Genomic DNA, 24,344 nt, shown 5'->3' with positions numbered 1-24,344 from the left:
ATTCTTCGTTTAATACTTAAACATTAAAGGGGGAATTTTATGGCTGACAATACAAAAGACAGATTGTATGTGGGCGAAAAAGGACGCATGGATGGGAAAGAAAGTATTAAAAACCGAGATAAAGACTTCAATCAAAGGAATGAAGAAAAAGGCAAAAAATCCCGTCCCAATTAAATAGTTGATGAATAAAAGGGAGTCTGCACCGTTCCGTGCAGGCTCCTTTTTGTTGATGTTATAAAAACTTGAAGCGGCGGGAGTTGTTTATGGGCTCCAATGTTGGCAGTTCGCATCGGATCATTCATGGTTGATAGGATGAAATGCGAGAACCGTCCCGGCGTTTCCCCCGCGTTTCACCACAACTCAAAAAATGGCTGGGAACTTGTCCCAACCATTTTTCGTTATTGAAGTTTATCATTATAGTAATCCACAGAATACATCGCACCTTCACTCACCATTTCGTTATCCTCAAGATCCCGTGGGTGAGGGTTTCCGCCCTTTTCAATCACACGTTGCGTGCTTTGAGAATATGAAGGGGGTGATAACTTCCGCTTCATTTGTCTTAAATAGGATTTAGCTTGAATACGATTCGGTTTTTTTGACAACCAGATCGCAGCTGCGCCAAGACCCACAGAAACTAGTGAACTCAAACCTACCGTTCTTCTCATCAGGATATCCTCCTTTTAATTTGAACTCTATTAAACTAACAATTCTAAATCTCTTTGCTTTATAATTACCCCCATTTTCTTCCCATTAAACCCATTTAAGAGTACCGTCTCCACGTTTCTATCAAAGTTTCATTTCAAGCAATAAAGGGAAATTAAATAAAAAAGTGTGAAACGCCGGGACGGTTCTGCTGTTTCAAAAAAAGTAAGACGGTAGGAGCTAGGTAGAGCACTTGGTTCGGGACCGGACCATGGAGTTCTTGATTGGCTCATACTCAAAATGAAACACGAGAACCGTCCCCATGTTTCAAAGGAGAGATCAGGTTGGAGAACTATTTCGGTACTAGTAAGTGGAGATGGCTTCAATTGAAGGAAAGTGAAACGCGAGAACCGTCCCCACGTTCCAAAGAAAGCCCAGGTTTCAAAGAGTCCCCACGTTTTAATGAGTGGTTGGATAATGTTCGTGATAGGAAGTCGAATTATTTGCGGGTGGATTATTTGGAGGATGGGGAGAAGGTTGTGAATGGTTCGCTTATTTATAAAAAGAGTTTTACTGAGGAGCGGGATTTTAAGATTTTTCATTTTTATTTAACTACGGACAGGTTGGTTACGATCGATTTGGAGTTGTCCGAACTGGAACAAATCAAACCGGAATTTCTATTACGGCTTATGGACCGGACTGAAAATGCGGTTGATGGTTTATTAACTTTTCTTGGGGCCTTGCTAAATGATATGTTGGTGGAGATTGATCAGTTTGAGGAGGCGCTCCATACGCTGATATGGAATATACGAAAAAGGAATGAAATAAAGAATCTCGAACGCGTCTATCAACTTAGGCATGAACTTTTGCTTTGGAAAAATCTACTGATTCCCGTCAACGAACTTAAAATGGTAATTGAGGAAACGAATTTTCCGGGAGTCAACAAAGGGGAGGTTTTTGTTTGTACATGCAAACGGATCGATCGAGTCATGTCTCTCCTCAACGAATATGAACATGAAATGGATTCGATTATCAAATTAGAAGAAGTCATTTCTGCCCATCGTGGAAACGAAATTATGAAAACCTTAACAGTCATTACTACGATTTTTACCCCGGTTATGGCCTTCGGGGCTTTATGGGGAATGAATTTCAAGAATATGCCTGAGCTGGAGTGGCGGTTTGGCTATCTTGTGTCGATCATTCTAATAACAATCTCCACTTTCCTGCTTTATGGCTATTTGAAAATAAAAGGCTGGACAGGCGACCTTTTAAAAGCTAAAAAACCTGGATCGTTTTTTAAATAATGTCTTCACAGAAGAAAGAGGTCTTTAGGAAGCATTCATCAAGCCTGATCATAAGCAAAGTTTAGAATTCTGACACGGTGGTAGAACAATTGTAAGGCTACAAAATCAAAGGGGGAAAATCACATGGCTGACTATTATTTTGATAAAAAAGCGAGAGATAAAGTAGGGAAACAACCTAAAGAAAGTATTTCTAAGGGGAAGGAAAAAGAACTAGTAGAAAACGATGGACAGAAATTCAGAGATATCGATATAGAGAACAACTTAATCGAATATCGACCAGGAGCCGGGGATGCTAGCTCCGAGACGATCAAGGAATACCGACCGGAAACTGGAACTACAGGCTCCCCGACTATAAAAGAACATCGAAAAAAATAAGGATATCAACAAAAAATGAAAAGTGATCATAAAACAAGATGATCAAAAGATAAGTAAAAAGTATCATAGGTCATCAATGGGACGACTGGGCTTCGATATCCGATTCGACAGCTAGATAAAAAAGAGGCTTGCACAAATCGTGTAGGCCTCTTCTATCTTTTATTGCTTCGGATCTTGGGTTTGATCATCTTCTTTTTGCAACTCGGTTCCAGTTTTTGCCTGATCCATTTCTTTGCCAAGTCTCTTGATTTCCTTTAAGTCTTGGGCCATTGAGCTATTGTCATTTGTAATGACCTTCAAGTGGGAATTTCTTTTCTTTTGTTTTGTTTCTTTATTCATTTGAACACCCTCCTTTGTCATAAATGCCTTTTTTATTTACCCAATATTTTGAAAATAAAACCTAATTTACCAATTAGTAAAATTTGGATGGGGCGTTCTATCTATTCGTTCATTATTAATCTTTTGGTATAATCGGATTTAAATAGGTTTTAAAGGTTATAACCTAATAAATGCTCATTTTTTTAAAAAAAGAGGTTTAAGTTTTAATAAAAGCGGGTAATTAAAAGTAAAAGATTTTAGAGGTGATCGTAGTGGTTTTTAAAATAGATAAACAACAAAATGATAATGAAATATTGATCCATGTGGCAGGAGAAATTGATGCTTATACAGCGCCAAAGCTAAGAGAAGAGTTATTGCCGCTTGCAGAAGGGGGCAATAAAGTCATGGTTGTTAATCTAAAGGATGTAACTTACCTAGACAGTACAGGGCTCGGCGTGTTTGTTGGCATATTCAAGCAACTTAAAGAAAATAACGGAGAGTTGAAGCTGATCGAGCTATCGAATCGATTAAAGAGACTCTTCGAAATCACAGGATTAAGTAACATTTTGAACATTTCGGCAAAGTCAGAGGCGGAGGATGAGGGAGCAAAATGATGGATTATATTGAATTAAAAATTCCGGCTAAGCCTGATTATATTGGGGTTATTAGATTAACATTATCAGGAATCGCGAATCGCATGGGATATACATACGAGGAAATTGAAGATATTAAGATTGCTGTAAGTGAAGCTTGTACAAATGCGGTTCAGCATGCCTATTCAAAGGATGAAGATGGAGATGTGATCGTAGGTTTTGGCATTTATGAGGACAAGCTTGAGTTGATGGTAGCGGATAATGGAAAGAGCTTTAATTTTAAACAGACAAAAAGTGAATTAGGACCTTATACGGAATCAAGTACAGTCGATCAACTGACAGAGGGAGGGTTAGGACTATACTTGATAGAGACACTGATGGATGAAGTTCGGGTGTTGAATGATTCTGGAGTAACGGTCTACATGGTGAAGTATCTAAGGGGGGAGCGTGAGAATCATGGCACAACCGCCTCAAATGGTGAAACGAAGCAAGGAAGAGATTGATAGCTTAATTTTAGAGTTTCAACAGGATGAGAACTCATCAGCTCAAACCATCTTAGTGGAACATTACACAGCCTTGGTCGGGAGTCTCGTAAGAAAATATTCTAGAGGTAGAAATTTTCATGAAGATCTCATGCAAGTCGGAATGCTCGGGTTATTAGGGGCGATCAGAAGATATGAACCAGGCATGGGGAAATCCTTTGAATCCTTTCTAATCCCTACCGTTATCGGAGAAATCAAACGGTTTTTAAGGGATAAAACATGGAGTGTCCATGTGCCGAGACGAATAAAAGAAGTGTGGCCGAAAATTCAAAAAGTCGTAGACGAGTTGACGATTGAGTATAAACGTTCGCCAAAAATCCATGAAATCGCTGACCATTTAGAGCTTTCAGAAGAAGAAGTATTGGAAGCGATGGAAATGGGAAAAGGGTATCAAGCCGCTTCCGTGGATCAACCGATTGAAACGGGTTCTGAGGGAAATACGATGACGACATTAGATGTTGTAGGATCCCATGATGAAGGGTTCGAACAAGTCGATCAAAGGCTTTTGCTTGAGAGTGTTCTTCATGTTCTGACAGAAAGAGAAAGGGAGATCATTCATTGTACGTTTGTGGAAAATAAAAGCCAAAAGAAAACCGGCGAGGACTTGGGGATTTCCCAGATGCATGTTTCACGATTACAAAAAAAGGCGATTGCCAAGTTAAGGAAGGAACTTGAAAAAACGAATGTATCACGGAGTTCGCAATAAGTGAACGGATCCAGTGAAACTCCCATCAGTAGGGGTTTCGAGTTTCCGGTTACCCTTAAACGAATGGAAGGCTTAGGCCATAGCATGTTGGTCACACAGATCTAACTGCAGGCGTATGAAGTCTGTGATCATGATTTACAGTTTCTCCCGCCTTCTATTGAGTAGAATCTTAAGGCGGGAGTCTGTTAAGATGGAACAAAATGCCTGATCGACATGTTCATCTGAACAAAAGGTCAGGCATCATTTATATATAAAGGGGGGATTTGCTATATGCCTATGAAAATAGCCATTGTAGACGACAATTCAACGAATCTCATGATTGTTGAAAAAATCATGCAGCAAGCTGGCTATCATCGGCTGGAATTATTTTCATCTGCAAAGGAGTTATATCAATATTTACAACTTGATGCGCCGAGCTCAGTTGAAGTGCCAGTCGATTTAATTTTAATGGACTTGATGATGCCAGAAATTGATGGAATCGAGGCTTGCCGAACCATTCTCTCTCGGGAGCGATTCGAGGACCTTCCGATAATCTTTGTTACAGCAATGGGAGATTCTTATAAGATGGCTGAGGCGATGGATGCGGGTGCCCTTGATTATGTCATGAAACCAATTAATAAGGTTGAGCTGCTGGCTCGAGTTCGTTCGGTCCTTCGGGTAAAAAAAGAGAAGGATTTACGGAAGGAAAGGGAGAAGCGGATTCAATATGAATTAGACTTAGCCAAGGGAGTTCAAAGAAGCATGCTTAGCGGTCCGTTAGTAGAAGAAAATGTATCGATTTCAGCTGTCTACAAACCTACATTTGAGCTTGCCGGCGACTTATATGCTTGGTATAAAATTAGTCCAAATCGCTATGCTGTTATTTTACTAGATGTGATGGGGCATGGGATTTCCTCTTCACTTGTATGTATGTATATTTATTCCGCATTAAAGGATACGATTACAGGAATGGGGGATCCTGTGGCGGTCATGAAAGAATTAAATCGGCGGATGAATCAGTTGAATTTATCAGATGGTTCAACAAACTATTATTTTACAGCGATTTATTTTGTTTTAGACACGGAAAGTCAAACCATTGAATATGTGAATGCAGGGCATCCGGAAGGGATTGTCATTGTGGATGGTGAAGTGAAGCTGCTGACGGAAGGTTGCTGTGCGCTTGGCTTTTTTGATCAGATCGAAGTTAAAAAAGAGGTTATTCCTTACCAAGAGGCTGTACGAATTTTACTCTTTACAGATGGGCTATCAGAATGGCTGGAAGAGGAATACGACGATGCGGTATCTAAATTAATTAGCATTTTTCAAGAGCAAGAAACAGTAAATCCTGAATCCTTGCTTCATCAACTACATCCAAGTTCTGAATGGGTTAATGCCCCAAAAGATGATATGTGTTTGGTCATGGTTTCAGCAAAGGCGTAGCTTCCTTCAGTTACTTATTTCTTCGTTTTATTTCCATTTTTTCATAACATTGTTTTCAATTTGTGAGCCTCTCTCATTCACATGTAAAGGGTGTCAGAATCACTGACACCCATTTGATCCTATATTTATTTCGTTTAACCGCCCCTAAAACTCTGAAGTTAAACACAGACTTCATTCGCCTTGAGCAACGTCTGTGTAACCAGGATCCTGTGGCCTGAGGCTATCCATCAGTGGGGGAGAGAATCTCACTGATGGAAGTTTCACTTTAATGAAAGGCGGTCTGGACTCCAATCGTTTTTATTCTGCTAGACAGGCTTCGAGCATCCATCTGTGCTTTTCTAATGAAGTACGAATAGCAATGAATAAATCAGCGGTCGGTTGGTCATCCTTGTCTTCGGCTAAAGTAATGCCGTCTGTAAGTTCGTTACAGATCGTATGGAAATCATCAGATAGCGCTTGAACCATTTCCTGCGCACTTTCATTGCCTTTCGCTTCTTTAATGGAAGCAAGCTCTAAATGTTCTTTTAATGTCGCTGTTGGTGAAGCACCTATTGAGAGCATTCTCTCGGCGATTGTATCTAAGTGTGCAGCCGTTTCCGTGTATAATTCTTCAAACTTAGTATGTAAGGTAAAGAAGTTCTTTCCCTTTACATACCAATGATAATTGTGTAATTTCATATAAAGGACGGAGAGGTTCGCCACTTGAGTATTGAGTGTCTCTGTTACTTGAGCGTTTTTTTCTTTCGTATATGCCATATTTTTTATACCTCCATTTGTACTATTTTAATAGTAATAGTGTTGACATCTATTCTTTACCCTATTACGATGCATTTAAAACATAAAAAACATGAATACATGTTTTAATAGGTTTGAGGGCGGAGCTTAATGTCGCTTAAACTATAGGATCTATTTTTAAAAAAAGGACAGGGGGGATTCCTATAAAAGGCTATAATTACAACATACGTAATAAAATTTTTACAGGTTATTTCATCATTTTGATTTGCATGGTTCTATCTTTGCTTATGGTAATGAATAGAATGGCAGATTTGCAGAATGAGATTGATTATGTTTCACAACGTGAAATAGAAGTCCATAATCTTACAAATTATATTCAAAAAAATTTACTTGACATGGAATCTGGGATGAGAGGGTATGTCATCTCGGGTGATGAGGAGTATCTTGAGTCTTATTATGTAGGGAATCGAAGTTGGCAGGATAACTACAACAAACTATACTCGTTGTTGGAGGAGGATGGGAGGCAGCAGCAACATTTAGAAAAAATCAAGCCGATTATTGTGAACTGGGTATCAGCTGGCGGAGAATTTGTTATCACTCAAAGAAAGGAAAATAATATAGAGGCTTTAAATGAGTTTTTCGAGAGGAGAACAGGGAAGAGGATGATGGATGAGATCCGAACCCAATTTGATTCTTTTATTGATACGGAAAAGAATACAATGGCCAAACGGATCGAAAAACTCAATCAAGAAAATAGGAATTTAAATATCACTTTAATTGTAATGATTATTTTGGTAACCGTGATTACGATCTCTACAGCTATTATTCTGTCTAATTCAATTGTTAATACGATTAGACAGGTAATTAGAAACATTAGAAGTATTACAGACTCCGAGATTGATCTTACTACTCGTATCAAAGTGAAATCGCATGACGAGACTCGGGAACTGGCTGACGCGATGAATGATCTTCTTAGCAGTCTTGAGAAGCAAAGTTGGATACAGAAAAATACGACGGATATTTCTGCCATGTATCAGGAAATTACGGATACCACTGAATTGTCGCAAACCTTTATTACGAAGCTTGCTCCTTTGCTTGAGGCTGCATATGGAGTGGTTTATCTGCGAAAAAGTGAAGGACGCGAGACTCATTACGTGAGAGTATCAGGCTATGCGATAACGGATGAGCCTGGTGGTACAGTTAGCTTTCGAATGGGAGAGGGGTTAATTGGTCAGGCTGCTTTTGATAAAAGAATCTTCCTTATTGACGATATGCCAGAGGAACACTTTAAAGTGACCTCAGGACTAGGTGAATCTTCTCCGCGACATTTATTAATTGCCCCGATAATTGTCGATGGGCAGGTCGAGGCCGTTATCGAACTTGCAGCACTTCAGCCATTTTTATCCCATCACCTTACTTTACTGGATGAGCTTCAGGATAAGTTTGGTTCAGCTATTATCAATGTGAACGGGCGGATGGAAGTGGAAAGGTTGTTAGCAGAATCTCAACAACTCACCGAGGAACTGCAGGTGCAATCAGAGGAATTACAAGCACAAGCTGAAGAATTGCAGATGCAGCAAGATCAGCTCAGCCTCACAAATGAACTTTTAGAAGAGCAGAAGCAATTTGCTGAGCAACGGGCTTATGATCTCAAAATGACGAAAGACGAACTAGAGGAATACTCATTGAAGCTGGAGAAAAGTTCACAATACAAATCTGATTTCCTCGCAAATATGTCTCATGAGCTTCGGACGCCATTAAACAGTATTATTATTTTGTCACAAATGCTGATGGAAAATGAAAATAATCAGGAAATGGACATGGAAGAAGTGAGGGAATATTCGAGGGTCGTCTTTACTTCTGGGAAAGATTTACTGCGGCTAATTGATGATATCTTGGATCTTTCGAAAGTCGAAGCAGGTAAAATGGAAATCTTGGCAGATGAAGTGAACGTGACAGAAATTCCGCAATTGATGAAAAACCTATTCGATCCGGTGGCAGCTAAAAAGAATGTATCGTTTGAAGTTAAAACCGACTCAGATATCCCGCCTGTCATTTTGACGGACGGAAAAAGGTTGCAGCAAATTGTGAAGAACTTATTATCCAACGCCTTCAAATTTACTAATGAAGGCTCCGTCACCTTACAAATCAGTTCTGCAGAGTCTGAAAAGGTAGAAGAATTGCTTGATCTAGATGAAGAGGTCCCAGTTTTAGCAATTTCTGTAACCGATACGGGAATTGGAATCCCACATGAAAAGCAGCAAATTATTTTTGAAGCTTTTCGACAGGTCGACGGTACCACAAACCGGCAATTTGGCGGAACTGGACTAGGGTTATCCATTTGCCGCGAATTTATCCGTTTGCTCGGAGGTACCATCGAATTACAAAGTGAGCCTGGTAAGGGAAGTACATTTACCGTATATGTACCAAGTATGACGCAGGAACTCGAGGCTCAGGCTCAAGAAGAAGTTTTGGCGTTGGAAGAAGCGGCGGCAACCACCACGAGTGAGATGGAAAAGAGGATAGAATCTACGAGAGAGGAAGAAGTGGAATCGTCATCGGTGGAAGAAGTGGAAGAAGTTGAAGACGGAAGTTTTGATGAACAGCTGTTTAAAGGGAAGAAAGTGCTTCTAGTCGAGGATGATGGCCGAAACATATTGGCACTTGTAAAAGTTCTAGAGAAAAAAGGAATGAAGATTGTCATAGCCAAGAACGGGCAACAGGCAATCGATACGTTACAGGAATCCTCCGATTTTGACATGATTTTCATGGATATCATGATGCCAGTCATGGGAGGGTATGAGGCGATGCAAATCATCCGAAATGACCTTCAAATGCACAGCATTCCAATTATTGCTTTGACCGCCAAAGCCATGAAGGGAGAGCGCGACAAGTGTATCGAAGCAGGAGCTTCTGATTATATTACGAAGCCATTAGATATGGATCAGCTATTCTCGTTGATGCGAGTGTGGCTGACGGAGCAGGTGAATCGAGATGAATAACAAACCCGTTCAACCTTCTTACGATTTTCTATCAGAGACAGAGGAATTTGAACAGGACGAGCTTCAAGAAGTCGAAATTAATTTGTTGCTTGAGGGTTTATATCAAATGTATGGATATGATTTCCGGGGCTATGTGCGTTCATCCTTGCGTAGAAGAATTTTGAACCGCATGAAGCGGGAGAGACTTCCGACGATTACCGCTCTGTTGGAAAAAGTGCTTCACGAGCAAGGGTATCTGGAACGATTATTGAATGATCTTTCCATCCAGATGACGGAAATGTATCGAGATCCTAGTTTCTTTGCTGCCTTTCGTAACGAAGTGGTCCCTCTTGTTAGGGACCTTCCTGAAATTCGGATTTGGCATGCGGGTTGTGCGACCGGGGAAGAAGTCTATTCTATGGCCATCCTTATGCTTGAGGAGGGACTCGCGGACAAGACTAGAATTTACGCAACGGATATTAATGAAAAAGCCCTTAACGCTGCGAAAAAGGGAGCGTTTCCACTTAAGAAAATGCAGCAGTATACGAAAAATTACTTGAAAGCCGGCGGGAAAAAGGCTTTTTCTGAGTACTATACGACCAATTATCAGTTTGCGTATTTTCATACATTCCTGAGCGACAATCTCATTTTTGAACAACATAATCTAGTGTCAGACAGTTCGTTTAATGAGTTCCATGTCATCCTGTGCCGAAATGTCATGATCTATTTTGACAAAGAACTACAACTGCACGTCCACCGCTTATTTTATAACAGCCTAGCTGACAAAGGGTTCATCGGACTCGGAAGCAAAGAATCCATGCTCTGCATCCCAAACAACCTAAAATACGAAGAATTCAACCCACACGAACACATCTACCGAAAAATGTGAAACGTGTAGCGTTTTGAAACACGGGGACGGTTCTCGCGTTTCATTTGTTAAATAGAATGAGAGCTTGGCTTCAATCCCTAATGGGAGGTAACTGGCTTACACTGAGCGTTTTTATAAGGTTTAGCGGGCAATAAGGCCCCCTTAAGATCCTGAGTAAAATAAGAGAAGATAGGTGGGGGATCAACTGCCCGTAAAGCTCCGAAATAATGAACACAGACTAAATACGCCTGCGGCAACATCTGTGTGACCAGCAAGTCTGCTGGCCTCAACTAACCATCAGTGGGAAATGAAAAAAAAAAAACCACTGATGGAAGTTTCACTTTATCCAGTAAAAAAGAGATTGCAAGAATTTGCAATCTCTTTTCTTTCCTTAAGAATTATGAGGTCGTCTAACCTTTTTAAGGATGAAGCTTACAATTAATATCAATACGATTGCACCGATAAGTGCCGGAATGATTGCAAAACCTCCAATTACAGGCCCCCAACTTCCTAATATGGCTGAACCAAGCCATGCACCAATAAACCCTGCAATAATATTTCCGATGACTCCCCCTGGGATGTCACGTCCTAGAATAAGTCCAGCTAACCAGCCGATAATACCTCCGATAATTAAAGACCAAATAAATTCCATTAATCTCTCTCCTTTCTATTTGTTTCGTATGGTTATTAAATACCCGCATTTATAAAACATAAACCATAAATTTGTGAAACATGTCCGCGTTTCATTTGTTAGTGAAACATGGGGACGGTTCTCACGTTTCATTTATTGATTTAAGGATTATCTTGTTTGCTTCAATTCCTCTTGGGAGTTTACTGGAATCTGATTCTCCTTTGGTTGTAAAAACTGCTGATAGTATTTTAATTTGAAAGTTAATGAATAAAATTCGTTTTTATCTCGTTTATCAAGAGATTCGTCAATGGCCCGTTTTAATAAACTGATTTTAGTGATTGCTGAGGCCTGCCGCTTATGAACAAGTTCGATATTTTTTTCAGACATTTCTAACTCTTCTTTATGATCGACGCTTAAATTGGTAAATCGGTAGCAGTATTTGCATAGTGCCTTGTCTTCATTTAACATTTTAAAATTATCGTTTCCGCAAAACTCACATAATAGTCTACTCATAAAAAACCCCTCCAATTTAATAATGTTTTATATCGTATTTTTCTAAAAGTTTGATTTCTTAGTATCTATATTACCCAAAAGAGGTTTAGTTATAACATAAAAATGAATTCTAATAGAATGTTAGGAAAACAGGTTTTGATTTTTCAAGAAAAGGTTATATAACAAATAGAATCACACGCTAGCAGATCCTTTAATAGCGTAGACCTATTTATACGTAAGGAGGAATGCAAAATCGAAAAACTAACAAACGTAGACATTGTACAAGTTGTAGAAAATGGAGTACAGGCAAAAGAGTTCATTGACCGATTAATCATACAAGGTTTTAGAAAAGATGATATCTATTTATTCGCACATGATAGAAACCGTTCCGAAAATCTAACGGAAGCCCTAGACATTAACAATGTAGGTGTTAATGAACAAGGTTTCTTTGATTCAATCGCAAACGTTTTTCGATCCAGGGGAGATCAACTCCGCTCGAAATTAACGTCACTAGGCTTATCAATAACAGAAGCAGAGCGCTACGAAGAAGAAATGGACCACGGACGATGCGTTGTAGTCGCCGTTAAGTGAAACATGGGGACGGTTCTCGCGTTTCAAGAATACGCAATGAAACATCAGAACCGTCCCGGCGTTTCGTTAAAAACAAAAAGAGAGGAGAATCGACATGAAATTTTCTGATTTAAACGTCAATATGTTATTTGAAGCAAGTCAAAGAGCGAGGCATAAGGCTAGTAAACCTAAAAAGTTGGAGTTACATTTTGAAGAGCCGATTATTCATAGGGAAATCCAAGGGGATAGGGTCTATGTTCCTTTAAATTTAGATAAGGTTTGGAATGAAGTGTGATCTTAGGAAACATGGGGACGGTTCTCGCGTTTCATTTGTTCTTTAAGGATAACAAATGAAACATTGGAACCGTCTCGGCGTTTCACCGACGTTTTTACTAAAATAATGATTTAAAAGGAGTGTTACCATGGCTGATATGAACATAAATGTGGATGCAGTTTGGAATGGTGGGGTAGAAGGAAATGGATCTCTTAAAGCGGAGTATCTGGATACGAAAATCGCCATACCTACGTCTTTAGGGGGGAGTGGCAATGGAGCGAATCCAAAAGAGGTTCTCGTTGCTGCAGTAACAACTTGTTATACAGCCATCCTTACATCTGTACTTGAAAAAAAAGAACTGCCTGTAGATGAACTAAAGGTGAATACAGAGGCAACGATATCAAATGATGGATTTGAAATTATCCACTATCCAGAGGTCATTTTATCGGCTGATGCATCAGATGAACAAGTTCAGACTGCGCAAAGAGCGACAGAAGAAGCAGAAGAAGTGTGTGAAGTCGGAAATATGCTGAAAAAAGCAGATGTTGAAATTAAAGTTCTCGGTAAGGTTTTAATGGACTAGGGACTAGGAACACGGATGAAACACGGGGCGCCCTCGTGTTTCATTTTTGTTTTTCTTCACATTGCTTCTTTGTCACAGTGACGCCCCCGAAAAATCTTGTTCCACAAGTGGATTTTCAATCGCAAGGTTTTGGGATTTTTTAAAGATATTGAGAGTCTCCTAGTAAAGAGGGGGAAGCAAATGGATGAAACAGCAGAACCGTCCCGGTGTTTCACGTTTAAAACAGGCCTCTACGCCAAAACATAGAGCATGTTTTGGTTGTAGAGGCCTGTTTTTTCAGCTTATCGTTAAGGATTTCTTTTTGGTAATGTGATTGTTCTAACCGGATTGCTGTTTCAACCTAGTCATTTTCTGGTTCAAAATCAATTGTTTATTTTACGATGGTCGACTTACTTTTTTAACATTGGACTGTCTAATTAACGGAGGAATTTCTAGGTTCGGCAGGATACGAAATATCCTCAAGGGCTTGTCCTGCTTCGTCACTCGACTGAGTATTTACCGCTAAATCACCTAGGGAGACGATTCCTACCAATTTATCCCCTTCTACAATAGGAAGACGGCGAATTTGGTGCTCCGACATGATTCTTGCAGCTTCTTCCACTGACATATCTTTGCTGCCTTTTACAACATTGTCAGTTAATAGTACAGAAACCGTAGATTCACTTGAAAGATCATTAGCTAATCCCCGAACAACTAAATCCCGGTCGGTTACAATTCCAACTAACTTTTCATCTTCGCAAATTGGAACGACCCCAACGTCAAGATCCCTCATTTTCATGGCTACTTCTGTAAAGGTACTCTCTGGCCTACAGCTATCAACATCGGTTGTCATTACTTCAGCTACATTCATGCTCTTTCCTCCTTTACGATTTCTCATTATTGTAATACCCTCCACACAAATGGTTAAACGTGGTTTCCGGTATTCAATCGAAGGCCATGTTTATGCCCTGTTATATTAAAAGCTGACGCGGTGTTTCACTTAAGGAAATATATGGATGAAACAGCAGAACCGTCCCGATGTTTCAAAAAGCTGATTTCAAAAAGTCACTTTGTAGTGATTTTTGAAATCAGCTTTTTAGGTGAGGTTTTGATTGTTTTCATTGTCTATCCAGTCATTTTTTTGTTAAAGGTTATTTGTTTTGACCTTTTTGATTTTTATTGTTTTTGTTTTCTTTTTCAACAGAAGGATTAGCATTATTTTGAGTTGCTTCCTTTTTCGCAGCTGTTGGAGTTTCTGCAGAGCTTTTATTTTCATCTGCCTTTGAAACAGGAGTATCTGTTTGTGCCTCGCTCGTTTCATTCTTGTTACTAGCCGATGCCGCTTGTTGATTATATTCTGGAGTTATATTAAGGGAGCCTGTCCGTTTTGCACGGGTTTCTTCCTTATCCACCTCTGCCATGACGTTCTCGATATCAGGGTTTCCTTCAACAATGACAATATCGGAATTTTCCATACTATTTTCATATTGGTAGAGAGATTTCTCTGCAACTCTTGCAGAAGGGACCGCACGCTCAATTCGCGCTTCTTCTTTTTTAATGCGATCCTGTACTTGCTTTGTCTCTTGAATTTTTCGCTTCCCTACAATAACTTCTTCAACGACTACCGGTCTTTTCATTACTTCTACTCTTTCCTCGATAATAGGGATACGAATGATTTCATCCCCTGTAAACGGGCTGCCATCAACTTTTCCATCAATCACAGGACGGCGCTCTACATATACTTCCTCTCGAAGCAGGGGAACATTGACCGTTCGTTGTTCTTCTACTACTTCTTTACGAACTTGTAATTCTCCGACTTGGACACGCTCTTTTACGATATCAAGTTGTTCTTCACGGAGGCGGACAGCTCTTGGTGTTTCACTCTCATAATGTTCTTGATAAACCGTTTTTTCATGAACTCCATTCGTATCAACTAACAAAATGATTTTACCGTTATTTATTTCCGCTTCACACAGTTTTGCCGTATATTCCGGTAGGCCTCTTTCCAAAAGTCTACGGGACAGAGGTTTAGTCTTTGTACCGCTCATTCCTCCGGTCATCATGGTCAAATAGCTGTTCATCATAACGCCTGCTAAAGTGGTGTTCGCTTGCATGTCTGCTTCTACCATCACACCGGTATGAGAAGTGACTGTTGGAATCGAACTTCTATTTTCCGCAACTACCATCATATCTGTTTCACGATACCCTTGGTGTTTCAACCCTTCGATTGCATACAAGACTTCTTGCTCTGAGCTAAATGTTCCAACGATTCTTTTTTCGATACTCATCCTAACATCCCCTTAAATGATTTTTTATGTGGAAAAAAATGTCATCCACATGCATTAGTTATGTACCCAAGAGATTTTCATTTGAAACGTTTAAAAATAAATAATTTACAATTTTTTGAAAAAAATTATTGAATGTGTCCTTTTGTATTTTTTGAAAAAAGTCTAAGGGGGAACGAACGAGGAAGTGCAATTAAGGCTATGTGATAAACAGATGGGACCGTGAGAAAGGTTAATAATCATTCATGATAGAGGTGTTCTAATTTAGGGTGCAAATGTGTAAAAACTCATATAAAAAGCGGAACTCACTAATTTTCATAGGGTCCACCACATCTTAAAGGGCCTTATAAATTCTTTCCTGAGAGAAAGAAAAACACGCAGTGATTTAGTAATTTTAGCTAAAAAACTGCGTGTTATTTGTGCATTATCAAACCATTCAATTTGCCTTACTCTTTTGGATGAAGAATGACCAGAATTTTACCATCTTGAGCATCTTTAGCATAGCGTTCAGCTTCCTCATCTGAGATTCCAATTCTTATCAGTGCATTCTTTAAGCCACCCGCACCCGCGTTGGCTCCTACGATTGCCCCTCCAACGGTTGTAAGGATAGGACCTGTAGCCAACACAGCGCCAAATCCAGGAATCAATACAGTAGATAACCCTGCGATTATGCCCGCTAAGCCAATTGCTGCTCCGGTTGTAGCTCCAGCAATCGCCCCATCCGTAGTGGAGGGTTTTACTTCCTCTGTGATTTCAGATCGCTCATCTGTATGTTTAGCCATAACTGAAATTTCCTCAGTTGTATAGCCTTTCTCTTTTAAATTTTCAACCACTTTAGCCACTTGTTGTTCAGTTTCGTATACACCAATCACATGACTCTTCATAAAATAAAACCTCCTGTTTACTTCTACTACTTCATCTTTACCCGTTTCCCTTCACATTCAAGCATAAAGTTCATACGTCCCCCGTCACGTCCTCCTCGTTCGTCCCCGTCACAGTGACGCCCCGAAACTTATAGAAAATATCAATTATATTTTCTATTAATATTGTTGAAATGGGATGTCATATAATATCTTGTTTAGGTTTAGTTCATTTAGAGGAAAGATGGGGATGGTTCGAGAATGCTAAAGTAGAGGGTTGGTTGAATTTTTAGAGAGAAGAGGAGGTTCTTGTAATGAATGAAAATCATATTGGAGAAAAGTATGAGGCCATTATTGTTGGAGGCGGGTTGGCAGGCCTGACTGCTGCGGCTTTGCTCGCTAACCAAGGCCAAAAGGTGCTTGTCCTTGAGCGGGGAAACTTAGGGGGAAGAGCGGTTACGATGAATATAAAGGGGTATAAATTTAATTTTGGCGCACATGCGATTTATGGGCGTGACACTTCTACTCTAAGAATATTGGAAAAGGAGTTAGGGATTGATATCGGTTGGCGTGATTTTAATCCTCAAAAGGCAAAGTATGACCTTGGTTCAACATTGACGGATATTCCGGCTAATATTTTTGGATTATTCCGAACGAGAGTGATGAAAAATGCCAGCAAGGTTAAATTTACTTATGAAATTTTAAAAACATTAATTGGAACAGAAAAGGGACATCCTCGTATTTCAATTAAAAAATGGATGGACGATAAGCAAGTTACTGAAGATGTTCAGGAAATGATGTTAACTTTGGCTTCGTCTAATTTTTTCACGAGGGAGCCTGAAAGAATACCCTCAGATGTTTATTTTAACTACTATCAGCGATTATTTTCTACAAATAAGCCGGTCACTTATGTAGAAGGGGGATGGCAGGCGTTGATCAACGAATTTGTAAGAGTCATAGAAGAGAATGGAGGAGAAATTAAAACAAAGGCCAAGGTTACCCGTGTTCAAACAGAAGAGGACCAAATTGTAGCGGTAGAGACGACAAAAGAAACTTTCAAAGGGTCTAAGTTTATCTTCTGTATTCCCCCAGCTGAATTACGTAAAGTGTTTGAGGAAACTAGAATTGAAAATATCCTGAAACATTATGCGGGATATGATGCAAGTTACGTGTTTGTGTATGACATTGGACTAAAAAACCGTATCGACACGCCTTATACGTATATATACGATAAAAGGAATAAAATTTTTATCACCGATATTTCCTACTATGACGAGTCCTGTGTTCCAGAGGGGGGACAATTGCTTCAAGCCATTTCCTATTTAACACAGGAGGACTTAGGGAATAAAGAAGCGTTAGAGGAGCATCAGGAGAAAATTGAACAGCTGTATGATAAGCATTTTCCAGGTTGGCGCAAGGAATTGGTGGTGCCTCGACTATCGAAACGAGCGAGCGCTCAAGAAATTAAATGGACCATGAACCAGCAAGCCATGCCCATCTTCCTCCCTGACTACCACAATCTATACTTTGCAGGCGACTGGTGTCAGGCAAAAGGACAATTATCCGAACTCTCCTTTTCAAGTGCGTATGAAGTCAGTCAACTGGTTTTAGCGTCGTCACTTCTGTCGTCGTCACAGTGACGCCCCGAATAATATAGAGGGCACCTTCTTCATAAAATGTGGCTCTCCTTATGTGGATGATTTCCTCCTACTGAATAACTATTATTTAGTAGGAGGAATAGGTCATAGATTCATTTTTTTTACGATAGAATGATAGTCATTTTCTATCAAAATTTGAAATATAGATCATTTTTTGAAAATAACTCTTTATAGTTTTTAGAATCTTTAGTATCTTAATGGATGAATCAGAGAAATCAGAAAAAGGAGAATCCTATCATCCATGAAGAAGAAACTCGTTTATCTATTTTTTGCTGTATCTTTAAGTTTTTTAATAGGAGCTTGTTCGTCTCAAGACTCGAAAACAGTAGCCTCACTAGAAGAAAAGACAAGTAATGTGAAAGAGGAAGCATCCACTGTGATGAACGAAAATGAAACAGAGGAGACGGAAATTACCCAGGTTGCTCAGTGGTCTTATAATGGGGATACAGGACCTGAACACTGGGGAATGCTAGACAAAGCCAACTTAGCTTGTGCCGATGGAAGTGAGCAATCACCTCTAAATATTGAATTTGCCCAAGTAAAAGGAAATGAAAAACTGGAGGAAATTCAGATTCAATATGAGCCAACAACCTTTTCACTTTTAAACAACGGCAGCACGGTTCAAGCGAATGCAACAACAGATAGCAGCCGCATTAATATTGAAGGAAAGGAATACAAGCTTGCTCAATTTCATTTCCACACTCCAAGTGAACATCAATTTAACGGCCAGAATTATGATATGGAGTTACACCTTGTCCATCAAGATGCGAACGGAAAACTTGCCGTCATTGGATTGATGATTAAAGAAGGAGAAGAAAATGAAAATCTAGCATCTGTTTGGGAATTATTACCGAACGAAGAAACGGAAAAAGAGATTTCTGTAAAGGAACCAATTGATGTACAAGCTTTACTGCCCCAAGATCAAACAACATTCCAATATAACGGTTCGTTAACGACGCCTCCTTGTACAGAAGAAGTAAAATGGATCGTTTTTGAACAACCGATTGAAATGTCAAAAATGCAAATTCAAGCATTCAAAGAAATTTTCCCTGACAACCATCGTCCCGTTCAACCTTTAAATAGCCGAGAAATTACCTCGTCACAGTGACGCCCCGAAAAATCTTGTTTCACAAGATAGTTTCACGAGACATTTTTTATTCGAATAAAAGAGGTAATTAAATATCCCAACGTTTGGTGCATTGCGTTCCAGACGGGAGACTACATAACTGGAATATAAAAAAGGATTCAGTTCTGATACACCGCTGAATCCTTTTTAAATTGAAATTCGAAGTGCCTTCTAGCACATCCAATCACTAAATAAGCCTATCTAAATCATTGCTCTTTTCCTCGATTTTGCCATTGAAATGAAACATGTCCCAAGAGCGACAATCGTAAAGAGTCCACCTACAGTAGCGGTCTGTTCGACGGATGCTTGGTCAATGACGACCCCACCGATTAAAGAACCAAAGGCAATTCCAAGATGAACGGCCGAACTATTTAGGCTGATTTGAATATTGGTTGCTTCTGGTGAAAGGGCCATGAGATAGCTTTGCATTGGAGGGGTGATGGCCCAACTCATCATGCCCCAAATCACTAGAACCATTAAAAACACAGGTAAGGCAAAGGTGCTATATGGAATTGAGAAAATAGCGATACCGAAAATGATAATAATGCTTAGGATCGTAGGTTTTTCTCCAAATCGGTCAGCCAATGTACCACCGATGGCTCCACCACTCAGTGCCGAAATTCCGAAAATCAGATAAATGATACTAATCCAAGTTCCGCCTAATCCCAATGTTGCTTTTACAAAGGGGGTTAAATAGGCATATAACGTACTATGTCCTGCCAGGAGAATCACGGAAGTTAGTTGAGCAAATAATAATCTGTAATTTTTAAGGGATGCCAGCTGTTTTCCGAGTGATACTTGTGGGGCAGGGGCGACTCTCCCCATGAAAAAATAGATTCCAGCGATTGAGAAAATGCTCAGTACTGAGATGAAAATAAATGGGGCTCTCCAGCCAAAAGTATTCCCAAGCATTAATCCAAAGGGGATCCCAAGTACAAGAGAACCACTGACACCCATATTGACAATCCCAATAGCGCGGGCGCGATACTGTGGATCTACAATATTCGCTGCCATGACGACACATAAGACGATCAGCAACGAACTACTTGCTGCCGAAACGATCCTTGAAATGAATAAAACAGAATAAGAAGGACTAAAGACAGCGACTAAGTTTCCTGCTAAAAATACAAACAAAGTGACTAATGTTAAACGTTTCCGTTCGATTTTCGCTGTTAATACGGATAAGATGGGGGCAGAAATGGCAAACGTTATCGAGAAAATGGTAATTAATAACCCAGCCTGCCCAAGACTAACCCCTAAATCCGTCGCCACTAAATCTAAAATACCACCAATAATCAATTCGACCATCCCCACAACAAATGAGACAATCGTTAACAAATAAACACGTTTATCCATATATAGGCACCTTTCTATATGTAATCCATTTTAAATAATAGCTTTCATTTAAAAAGGATACAAGTCGCAGCCCCCCCCTTATCGCGGTCACAGTGACGCCCCGAATCTCAGCCCTATCGTCGCGGTCACAGTGACGCCCCGAAATATCTTGTTTCACAGGGGTGAAAGGGATGTTGAGATGTTTATTCGGATAGTTTGAGAGGTAGGATAAAGACATAATCTCAGATTGGTTTTTTATTTTAAAACAGGGTAACGTTTTTTAGTTTTATTGTTCGTAATTTAATGGAGATGGACATAAGTTATCCATATACGCAGGTTTTTTTATAGGATAAACACGAACATTAGCTATTGACCTTACCTCGAAAATTAGTTATTATTACTTCCGGAGTTATCAATAATATAATTATATTTTCATTCGTATATTCTCAGTAATAGGGTCTGAGAGTTTCTACTAGGAACCGGAAATTTCTAACTACGAATAGAGGATTTAGGACAACCTATGAAGTAGAATTTCTTTTTGGTCTAGGAGGAATTATGGAACGTTTATTCAAGTTAAATCAACTAGGAACAGATGTAAAGACAGAGGTACTAGCTGGTTTTACAACTTTTTTAACAATGGCTTACATCGTAGTGGTTAATCCTGCGATTTTATCTGCTGCAGGAGTACCTTTTGATCAAGTTTTTGTCGCGACCGTTATTTCTGCGGTCATCGGAACGTTAATTATGGCTCTTTTTTCGAACTATCCGATTGCAATTGCTCCTGGGATGGGAATGAATGCTTATTTTACAAGTGTCGTTGTTACACAAGGGGTAAGCTATCAAGTTGTGTTCGGTGCGGTTTTATTAGCAGGGCTAATCTTTCTTTTACTCACGTTTACGAAACTTCGTGAATTGCTGATTGAATCGATTCCAGCCCCTTTAAAGTATGGAATTACGGCAGGGATTGGCTTTTTTATTGCTTTTATTGGCTTGAAAATGTCGGGAATTGTTGTGGATAATCCTGATACCCTTGTAGCTTTAGGAGATTTCAGGGAACCTAATACGGTATTATCGATTATTGGATTGTTTATTTCGCTGATTCTGACGACCCGAAAAGTTAAGGGAGCCCTGTTTATTGGGATGTTTATTACTGCAGTCATTGGATATTTCACGGGAATGTTACATTTAGATGGATTTGCGTCAGCGCCACCTGCTCCTGTTTTCTTTGATTTAGATCTGGCAGGTGTTTTCTCAAATGGTCTGTTTGGCGTCGTGTTTGCCTTTTTACTAGTAACCATTTTTGATACAACGGGTACCATGATTGGGGTAGCAGAACAGGCAGGACTTATGAAAAATGGAAAATTGCCAAGGGCTAAGTCAGCGCTTGCAGCAGATGCTGTAGCTACAGTCGCAGGTGCTTCATTGGGAACTACTCCATCAAGTGCTTACGTTGAATCCTCAGCAGGGGTAGCGGCTGGTGGACGATCAGGCTTAACTTCACTTGTGGTAGCCATTCTTTTCTTAATTACTCTCTTTTTCTCGCCATTAGTGGCAGCCATTTCATCCCTATCAGCGATCACTGCCCCATCTTTAATCATTGTGGGGAGTTATATGATTGAAGGGTTAGCAAAGGTTAAATGGCAAGAATTTGATGAGGCCTTTCCTGCATTTTTGGTTGTGTTATCCATGCCGCTAACGTCTAGTATTGCAACAGGAATTGCCGTAGGATTTATCACTTACCCAATCCTTAAGATCGTCAAAGGAAAAGGCAGGGAAGTGCATCCAATCCTTTACGTCTTTTGTATCATATTTCTCATTCAGTTAATCTTTTTTCCAGCACATTAGGGGACGCGCCGTCACAGGGACGCCCCGAAAAATCTTGTTTCACTAAAAGTTTCACGGGATTTATCGAAAAAGGAGGTTAATCATTTGGTTGATTAACCTCCTTTTTTGTTACGAACACGTCCGGGTCACAGTGACGCCCCGAATTGTGACGCCCCAAATTGACGCTCCGATTCACACAAATCACCGTAGGCTCATGACGATCATCTTATCAGGGGTTTGTTCAGCACAAACACTGGATAAGCTGATAGTTGGGAGAGTGATGCAGGTGGAGCTGGATTATTCACTGGTTTTTGGCATAGATAAACAAATGCACTTTTTCAGTTATAGCTTGATCTCGGTTGTTTTAGGCACGCTGGTCCTCATGGTTTCCGATAGAAAGTCGATGATTCAAAATATTAGCCTTTTATGGATGGGATTAGTAGCTGTTGGGGTGATTGAAGAATATCGGCAATATTTTTTACCAAATCGAAGTGCTGAGTTATTAGATGCAGTAGCTAATTTAATAGGAGTGACATCAGGACTTGCCATCCCCACATTGATTTTTAGTATAATCGTTTATCGACATCAGTTGATTACAAAGCTTTTAGTCATGTATGGTGTGTTGTTAGGATCCTTTTTAGTTGGGTTGCTGTATTTGGACGAGAGGTCTTTTCTTACATTAAAGGAACCGATTAAGGAAAAGCTCAGAACCTTGGTCGCTATGATCGGAGGATAGTCCGGGTCACAGTGATTCCCTGAATTAAGTTCTAAAGCTTGTTGTGAGACTCTTGTTTTTGTCGTCTAGCTGATTTCAGTGTGTAAGTTCGACGAGGGAGGCTGAATTCCCATCGTTTAAGCATATTGATGATTTCGCTACGGGATAGTATAATCCCGTATTTTGTTTCTAGTACATATTTTATCGCCAATGTATTCCAACTCGTTTTATAGTGATACCCTTCATTAGCTGGTGTACTGTGTTTAAGCATGTCCTGAACTTCTCGTTCTTGGTCAGGTGATAAATTGGCCGGCTTTCCAAAGGAATGTTTACGTTGAAGCAAAGCTTCTATTTTAGCATGGTTAAACTTATTGCCATCAACTGAGATGGTTTCACGGTGTATCCCCTTTTTAAGGGCTTTTTCATGTACCTGTGGCTGTGGCTTTTCGATCGGACATTCCTGTTCATTCGTGGTTGGCTTTTTCCGTTTGTGTTCTTTTGCTAAGTAAGTAGCGTATTGAATCATTTTCTTCGCTACATCCATTTCCAAATAAAATAGTACCGGTTGACCTGGCCGCCAGTTTACCTCATAAATCCAAATTTTCCCGTCCCTATCAAGCCCTACATCAATGCCAAGTTCATCCAATGGATCTTCATACAAAGAGTCGAAATGCGTTGAAAATTGGATGGCAAACACTTCTAAATAACGTTTGAAGTCGAAGTATTTCTCGCCAAATTGTTCCTCTAGAAAAGACGTCATCATACTCGTGTAGCCGCCGCTACTTATATTTGCCACAATTCCTTTGCTAGCAATTCGTGGATACATCGTTGTTAACGTCCATTTCCCTTCCCCGTCTTTTTGTACATGAAGGCGAACATCAAAGGATTGACCTTGCTTCGTTTTCGATTGGATGAATGGTTGAACAAGATAGGTTCGATAATCTGATAGAATCTCCTCATTTAACCAATCTTCAAGTTGGCCTTTCGATAATAATTTTTCCGTTCCCGATTCGATTAGGAGAAAACCATCTTGTTTTTTTTCGATATAAATAATCCCTTCCCCTTTAGCACCAGAAAGAGGTTTAATGATGATCGCGTTAAATTGATGGAGGTATGAGAAGGCTAAGTCCATTTCTTCAAATTCTTCCGAAGGGATTAAATAACCATCAAACATTTTCCCTTTTTGGATTCGATGATAAACGCTCATTTTATCTCCTATCGGATGACTTGTAAAAGGGAGTTCTTCCGCTAAAGCATCCACAATAAGATCTTGTTTTTCGGTGAGGGTTCCTCCAGCATTAAATACAACATCTGGATAATTGGTTTCCCGTTCTACCCATTCGCCATTTTCATAGAATAAACCATTGATTCGTTTTCTCTCTAAATCGACTTTTCCTGGGGAAAAATAAAAAAATCGTATTCCCTCCATTTTTGCTGCAGCCGCATAGGCATATGTTTTAAAAACCGTTAGCGGATCTTTCCGGTAATGTAGCATCCCAATTGTGATCAACGATATCCCTCCAATGTTT

At 39.8% G+C, this 24,344-nt stretch carries 26 protein-coding genes and 1 riboswitch; of the genes, 16 read left to right on the top strand and 10 right to left on the bottom strand.

Features of this window, described 5'->3' with window-relative positions:
• Positions 1 to 39: 39 nt before the first annotated feature.
• Positions 40 to 174, top strand: a complete 135-nt coding sequence (locus tag R4Z10_RS19195; protein ID WP_338470874.1) for a general stress protein B — start codon at positions 40 to 42, stop codon at positions 172 to 174.
• A 224-nt stretch (positions 175 to 398) separates the two neighbouring features.
• Here the strand turns inward: R4Z10_RS19195 and R4Z10_RS19190 are convergent, their stop codons facing one another.
• Positions 399 to 665, bottom strand: coding sequence for a hypothetical protein (locus tag R4Z10_RS19190; protein ID WP_338470873.1), 267 nt, complete (start codon positions 663 to 665; stop codon positions 399 to 401).
• A gap of 321 nt (positions 666 to 986) precedes the next feature.
• On the opposite strand from R4Z10_RS19190, the gene R4Z10_RS19185 reads away from it, so the two are divergent.
• A complete protein-coding gene (locus tag R4Z10_RS19185) occupies positions 987 to 1,946 on the top strand; it encodes a magnesium transporter CorA family protein (RefSeq protein WP_338470872.1) in 960 nt (319 codons plus the stop codon).
• 123 nt (positions 1,947 to 2,069) lie between these two features.
• The gene (locus R4Z10_RS19180; RefSeq protein WP_338470871.1) at positions 2,070 to 2,321 is read left to right on the top strand and encodes a hypothetical protein; all 252 of its coding nucleotides are present in this window, start codon (positions 2,070 to 2,072) and stop codon (positions 2,319 to 2,321) included.
• A 159-nt stretch (positions 2,322 to 2,480) separates the two neighbouring features.
• Here the strand turns inward: R4Z10_RS19180 and R4Z10_RS19175 are convergent, their stop codons facing one another.
• Positions 2,481 to 2,660, bottom strand: a complete 180-nt coding sequence (locus R4Z10_RS19175; RefSeq protein ID WP_338470870.1) for a hypothetical protein — start codon at positions 2,658 to 2,660, stop codon at positions 2,481 to 2,483.
• A gap of 251 nt (positions 2,661 to 2,911) precedes the next feature.
• Between R4Z10_RS19175 and R4Z10_RS19170 the strand changes: the two genes are divergently transcribed.
• The 4 genes from R4Z10_RS19170 (at position 2,912) to R4Z10_RS19155 (ending at position 5,899) form a co-directional block, all read left to right on the top strand.
• Positions 2,912 to 3,253 (top strand): anti-sigma factor antagonist, encoded by a 342-nt coding sequence (locus R4Z10_RS19170; RefSeq protein ID WP_338470869.1) that lies wholly within the window; start codon positions 2,912 to 2,914, stop codon positions 3,251 to 3,253.
• Positions 3,250 to 3,735: an anti-sigma B factor RsbW gene (gene rsbW, locus R4Z10_RS19165; protein ID WP_338470868.1), complete on the top strand. Its 486-nt coding sequence runs from the start codon at positions 3,250 to 3,252 to the stop codon at positions 3,733 to 3,735. The genes R4Z10_RS19170 and rsbW overlap by 4 nt, the downstream gene beginning before the upstream one ends.
• On the top strand, positions 3,689 to 4,480 hold the full coding sequence (sigB, locus tag R4Z10_RS19160) for an RNA polymerase sigma factor SigB (RefSeq protein ID WP_338470867.1): 792 nt from the start codon (positions 3,689 to 3,691) through the stop codon (positions 4,478 to 4,480). The genes rsbW and sigB overlap by 47 nt, the downstream gene beginning before the upstream one ends.
• Positions 4,481 to 4,750: 270 nt before the next feature.
• Positions 4,751 to 5,899, top strand: a complete 1,149-nt coding sequence (locus tag R4Z10_RS19155) for a fused response regulator/phosphatase (protein ID WP_338470866.1) — start codon at positions 4,751 to 4,753, stop codon at positions 5,897 to 5,899.
• Between the two features lie 297 nt (positions 5,900 to 6,196).
• On the opposite strand, the gene R4Z10_RS19150 is transcribed toward R4Z10_RS19155, so the two are convergent.
• Positions 6,197 to 6,655: a Dps family protein gene (locus tag R4Z10_RS19150; protein ID WP_338470865.1), complete on the bottom strand. Its 459-nt coding sequence runs from the start codon at positions 6,653 to 6,655 to the stop codon at positions 6,197 to 6,199.
• Positions 6,656 to 6,921: 266 nt separating this feature from the next.
• Between R4Z10_RS19150 and R4Z10_RS19145 the strand changes: the two genes are divergently transcribed.
• Positions 6,922 to 9,636: a CHASE3 domain-containing protein gene (locus tag R4Z10_RS19145; protein WP_338470864.1), complete on the top strand. Its 2,715-nt coding sequence runs from the start codon at positions 6,922 to 6,924 to the stop codon at positions 9,634 to 9,636.
• Positions 9,629 to 10,504, top strand: coding sequence for a protein-glutamate O-methyltransferase CheR (locus tag R4Z10_RS19140; RefSeq protein WP_338470863.1), 876 nt, complete (start codon positions 9,629 to 9,631; stop codon positions 10,502 to 10,504). Before R4Z10_RS19145 ends, R4Z10_RS19140 begins: the two co-directional genes overlap by 8 nt.
• A gap of 370 nt (positions 10,505 to 10,874) precedes the next feature.
• Here the strand turns inward: R4Z10_RS19140 and R4Z10_RS19135 are convergent, their stop codons facing one another.
• The gene (locus R4Z10_RS19135; protein WP_338470862.1) at positions 10,875 to 11,135 is read right to left on the bottom strand and encodes a GlsB/YeaQ/YmgE family stress response membrane protein; all 261 of its coding nucleotides are present in this window, start codon (positions 11,133 to 11,135) and stop codon (positions 10,875 to 10,877) included.
• Between the two features lie 147 nt (positions 11,136 to 11,282).
• Positions 11,283 to 11,627 carry an IDEAL domain-containing protein gene (locus tag R4Z10_RS19130; protein WP_338470861.1) on the bottom strand — a complete coding sequence of 115 codons (345 nt, stop codon included), beginning with the start codon at positions 11,625 to 11,627 and terminating at the stop codon, positions 11,283 to 11,285.
• A gap of 231 nt (positions 11,628 to 11,858) precedes the next feature.
• On the opposite strand from R4Z10_RS19130, the gene R4Z10_RS19125 reads away from it, so the two are divergent.
• The 3 genes from R4Z10_RS19125 to R4Z10_RS19115 all read left to right on the top strand — a co-directional run bounded on the left by R4Z10_RS19125 (position 11,859) and on the right by R4Z10_RS19115 (position 13,033).
• Positions 11,859 to 12,197, top strand: coding sequence for a general stress protein (locus R4Z10_RS19125; protein WP_338473281.1), 339 nt, complete (start codon positions 11,859 to 11,861; stop codon positions 12,195 to 12,197).
• 94 nt (positions 12,198 to 12,291) lie between these two features.
• Positions 12,292 to 12,471 carry a hypothetical protein gene (locus R4Z10_RS19120; protein WP_338470860.1) on the top strand — a complete coding sequence of 60 codons (180 nt, stop codon included), beginning with the start codon at positions 12,292 to 12,294 and terminating at the stop codon, positions 12,469 to 12,471.
• Between the two features lie 127 nt (positions 12,472 to 12,598).
• Positions 12,599 to 13,033 (top strand): OsmC family protein, encoded by a 435-nt coding sequence (locus R4Z10_RS19115; protein ID WP_338470859.1) that lies wholly within the window; start codon positions 12,599 to 12,601, stop codon positions 13,031 to 13,033.
• A 412-nt stretch (positions 13,034 to 13,445) separates the two neighbouring features.
• On the opposite strand, the gene R4Z10_RS19110 is transcribed toward R4Z10_RS19115, so the two are convergent.
• The 3 genes from R4Z10_RS19110 to R4Z10_RS19100 all read right to left on the bottom strand — a co-directional run bounded on the left by R4Z10_RS19110 (position 13,446) and on the right by R4Z10_RS19100 (position 16,181).
• On the bottom strand, positions 13,446 to 13,910 hold the full coding sequence (locus R4Z10_RS19110; protein ID WP_338470858.1) for a CBS domain-containing protein: 465 nt from the start codon (positions 13,908 to 13,910) through the stop codon (positions 13,446 to 13,448).
• A 253-nt stretch (positions 13,911 to 14,163) separates the two neighbouring features.
• Entirely contained in the window at positions 14,164 to 15,300 is a 1,137-nt protein-coding gene (locus R4Z10_RS19105) for a YsnF/AvaK domain-containing protein (RefSeq protein WP_338470857.1), read from the bottom strand.
• 443 nt (positions 15,301 to 15,743) lie between these two features.
• Positions 15,744 to 16,181, bottom strand: a complete 438-nt coding sequence (locus tag R4Z10_RS19100; protein WP_338470856.1) for a general stress protein — start codon at positions 16,179 to 16,181, stop codon at positions 15,744 to 15,746.
• Between the two features lie 290 nt (positions 16,182 to 16,471).
• Between R4Z10_RS19100 and R4Z10_RS19095 the strand changes: the two genes are divergently transcribed.
• Together R4Z10_RS19095 and R4Z10_RS19090 are read left to right on the top strand one after the other, a co-directional pair.
• Complete coding sequence (locus R4Z10_RS19095; RefSeq protein ID WP_338470855.1) at positions 16,472 to 17,797, top strand: FAD-dependent oxidoreductase; 1,326 nt, start codon at positions 16,472 to 16,474, stop codon at positions 17,795 to 17,797.
• Between the two features lie 259 nt (positions 17,798 to 18,056).
• Positions 18,057 to 18,923, top strand: a complete 867-nt coding sequence (locus R4Z10_RS19090) for a carbonic anhydrase family protein (RefSeq protein ID WP_338470854.1) — start codon at positions 18,057 to 18,059, stop codon at positions 18,921 to 18,923.
• Positions 18,924 to 19,142: 219 nt separating this feature from the next.
• Here R4Z10_RS19090 and R4Z10_RS19085 read toward each other — a convergent pair whose 3' ends face one another.
• Positions 19,143 to 20,297 (bottom strand): MFS transporter, encoded by a 1,155-nt coding sequence (locus R4Z10_RS19085; RefSeq protein WP_338470853.1) that lies wholly within the window; start codon positions 20,295 to 20,297, stop codon positions 19,143 to 19,145.
• A 395-nt stretch (positions 20,298 to 20,692) separates the two neighbouring features.
• A riboswitch (purine riboswitch) is annotated at positions 20,693 to 20,792 on the top strand.
• A gap of 39 nt (positions 20,793 to 20,831) precedes the next feature.
• Here R4Z10_RS19085 and R4Z10_RS19080 point away from each other — a divergent pair.
• Both R4Z10_RS19080 and R4Z10_RS19075 read left to right on the top strand, forming a co-directional pair.
• Positions 20,832 to 22,121, top strand: coding sequence for an NCS2 family permease (locus tag R4Z10_RS19080; RefSeq protein ID WP_338470852.1), 1,290 nt, complete (start codon positions 20,832 to 20,834; stop codon positions 22,119 to 22,121).
• A 193-nt stretch (positions 22,122 to 22,314) separates the two neighbouring features.
• Positions 22,315 to 22,836, top strand: a complete 522-nt coding sequence (locus R4Z10_RS19075; RefSeq protein ID WP_338470851.1) for a VanZ family protein — start codon at positions 22,315 to 22,317, stop codon at positions 22,834 to 22,836.
• A 31-nt stretch (positions 22,837 to 22,867) separates the two neighbouring features.
• On the opposite strand, the gene R4Z10_RS19070 is transcribed toward R4Z10_RS19075, so the two are convergent.
• Complete coding sequence (locus tag R4Z10_RS19070) at positions 22,868 to 24,325, bottom strand: YheC/YheD family protein (RefSeq protein WP_338470850.1); 1,458 nt, start codon at positions 24,323 to 24,325, stop codon at positions 22,868 to 22,870.
• Positions 24,326 to 24,344 lie beyond the last annotated feature (19 nt).

It is taken from the genome of Niallia sp. XMNu-256, assembly GCF_036670015.1.
Taxonomy (GTDB): Bacteria; Bacillota; Bacilli; order Bacillales; family Cytobacillaceae; genus Bacillus_BD.
This window is presented reverse-complemented; position numbering and strand designations above follow the sequence as displayed.

Excerpts from the sequence above, each read along its gene's own strand:
- R4Z10_RS19075 (WP_338470851.1), top strand. The coding sequence starts at position 22,315 with ATGACGATCATCTTATCAGGGGTTTGTTCAGCACAAACACTGGATAAG.
- R4Z10_RS19080 (WP_338470852.1), top strand. The coding sequence starts at position 20,832 with ATGGAACGTTTATTCAAGTTAAATCAACTAGGAACAGATGTAAAGACA.
- R4Z10_RS19115 (WP_338470859.1), top strand. The coding sequence starts at position 12,599 with ATGGCTGATATGAACATAAATGTGGATGCAGTTTGGAATGGTGGGGTA.
- R4Z10_RS19085 (WP_338470853.1), bottom strand. The coding sequence starts at position 20,297 with ATGGATAAACGTGTTTATTTGTTAACGATTGTCTCATTTGTTGTGGGG.
- R4Z10_RS19180 (WP_338470871.1), top strand. The coding sequence starts at position 2,070 with ATGGCTGACTATTATTTTGATAAAAAAGCGAGAGATAAAGTAGGGAAA.
- R4Z10_RS19140 (WP_338470863.1), top strand. The coding sequence starts at position 9,629 with ATGAATAACAAACCCGTTCAACCTTCTTACGATTTTCTATCAGAGACA.
- R4Z10_RS19190 (WP_338470873.1), bottom strand. The coding sequence starts at position 665 with ATGAGAAGAACGGTAGGTTTGAGTTCACTAGTTTCTGTGGGTCTTGGC.
- R4Z10_RS19130 (WP_338470861.1), bottom strand. The coding sequence starts at position 11,627 with ATGAGTAGACTATTATGTGAGTTTTGCGGAAACGATAATTTTAAAATG.
- R4Z10_RS19155 (WP_338470866.1), top strand. The coding sequence starts at position 4,751 with ATGCCTATGAAAATAGCCATTGTAGACGACAATTCAACGAATCTCATG.
- R4Z10_RS19120 (WP_338470860.1), top strand. The coding sequence starts at position 12,292 with ATGAAATTTTCTGATTTAAACGTCAATATGTTATTTGAAGCAAGTCAA.
- R4Z10_RS19110 (WP_338470858.1), bottom strand. The coding sequence starts at position 13,910 with ATGAGAAATCGTAAAGGAGGAAAGAGCATGAATGTAGCTGAAGTAATG.
- R4Z10_RS19095 (WP_338470855.1), top strand. The coding sequence starts at position 16,472 with ATGAATGAAAATCATATTGGAGAAAAGTATGAGGCCATTATTGTTGGA.
- rsbW (WP_338470868.1), top strand. The coding sequence starts at position 3,250 with ATGATGGATTATATTGAATTAAAAATTCCGGCTAAGCCTGATTATATT.
- R4Z10_RS19090 (WP_338470854.1), top strand. The coding sequence starts at position 18,057 with ATGAAGAAGAAACTCGTTTATCTATTTTTTGCTGTATCTTTAAGTTTT.
- R4Z10_RS19150 (WP_338470865.1), bottom strand. The coding sequence starts at position 6,655 with ATGGCATATACGAAAGAAAAAAACGCTCAAGTAACAGAGACACTCAAT.
- R4Z10_RS19145 (WP_338470864.1), top strand. The coding sequence starts at position 6,922 with ATGGTAATGAATAGAATGGCAGATTTGCAGAATGAGATTGATTATGTT.
- R4Z10_RS19105 (WP_338470857.1), bottom strand. The coding sequence starts at position 15,300 with ATGAGTATCGAAAAAAGAATCGTTGGAACATTTAGCTCAGAGCAAGAA.
- R4Z10_RS19175 (WP_338470870.1), bottom strand. The coding sequence starts at position 2,660 with ATGAATAAAGAAACAAAACAAAAGAAAAGAAATTCCCACTTGAAGGTC.
- sigB (WP_338470867.1), top strand. The coding sequence starts at position 3,689 with ATGGCACAACCGCCTCAAATGGTGAAACGAAGCAAGGAAGAGATTGAT.
- R4Z10_RS19195 (WP_338470874.1), top strand. The coding sequence starts at position 40 with ATGGCTGACAATACAAAAGACAGATTGTATGTGGGCGAAAAAGGACGC.
- R4Z10_RS19135 (WP_338470862.1), bottom strand. The coding sequence starts at position 11,135 with ATGGAATTTATTTGGTCTTTAATTATCGGAGGTATTATCGGCTGGTTA.
- R4Z10_RS19100 (WP_338470856.1), bottom strand. The coding sequence starts at position 16,181 with ATGAAGAGTCATGTGATTGGTGTATACGAAACTGAACAACAAGTGGCT.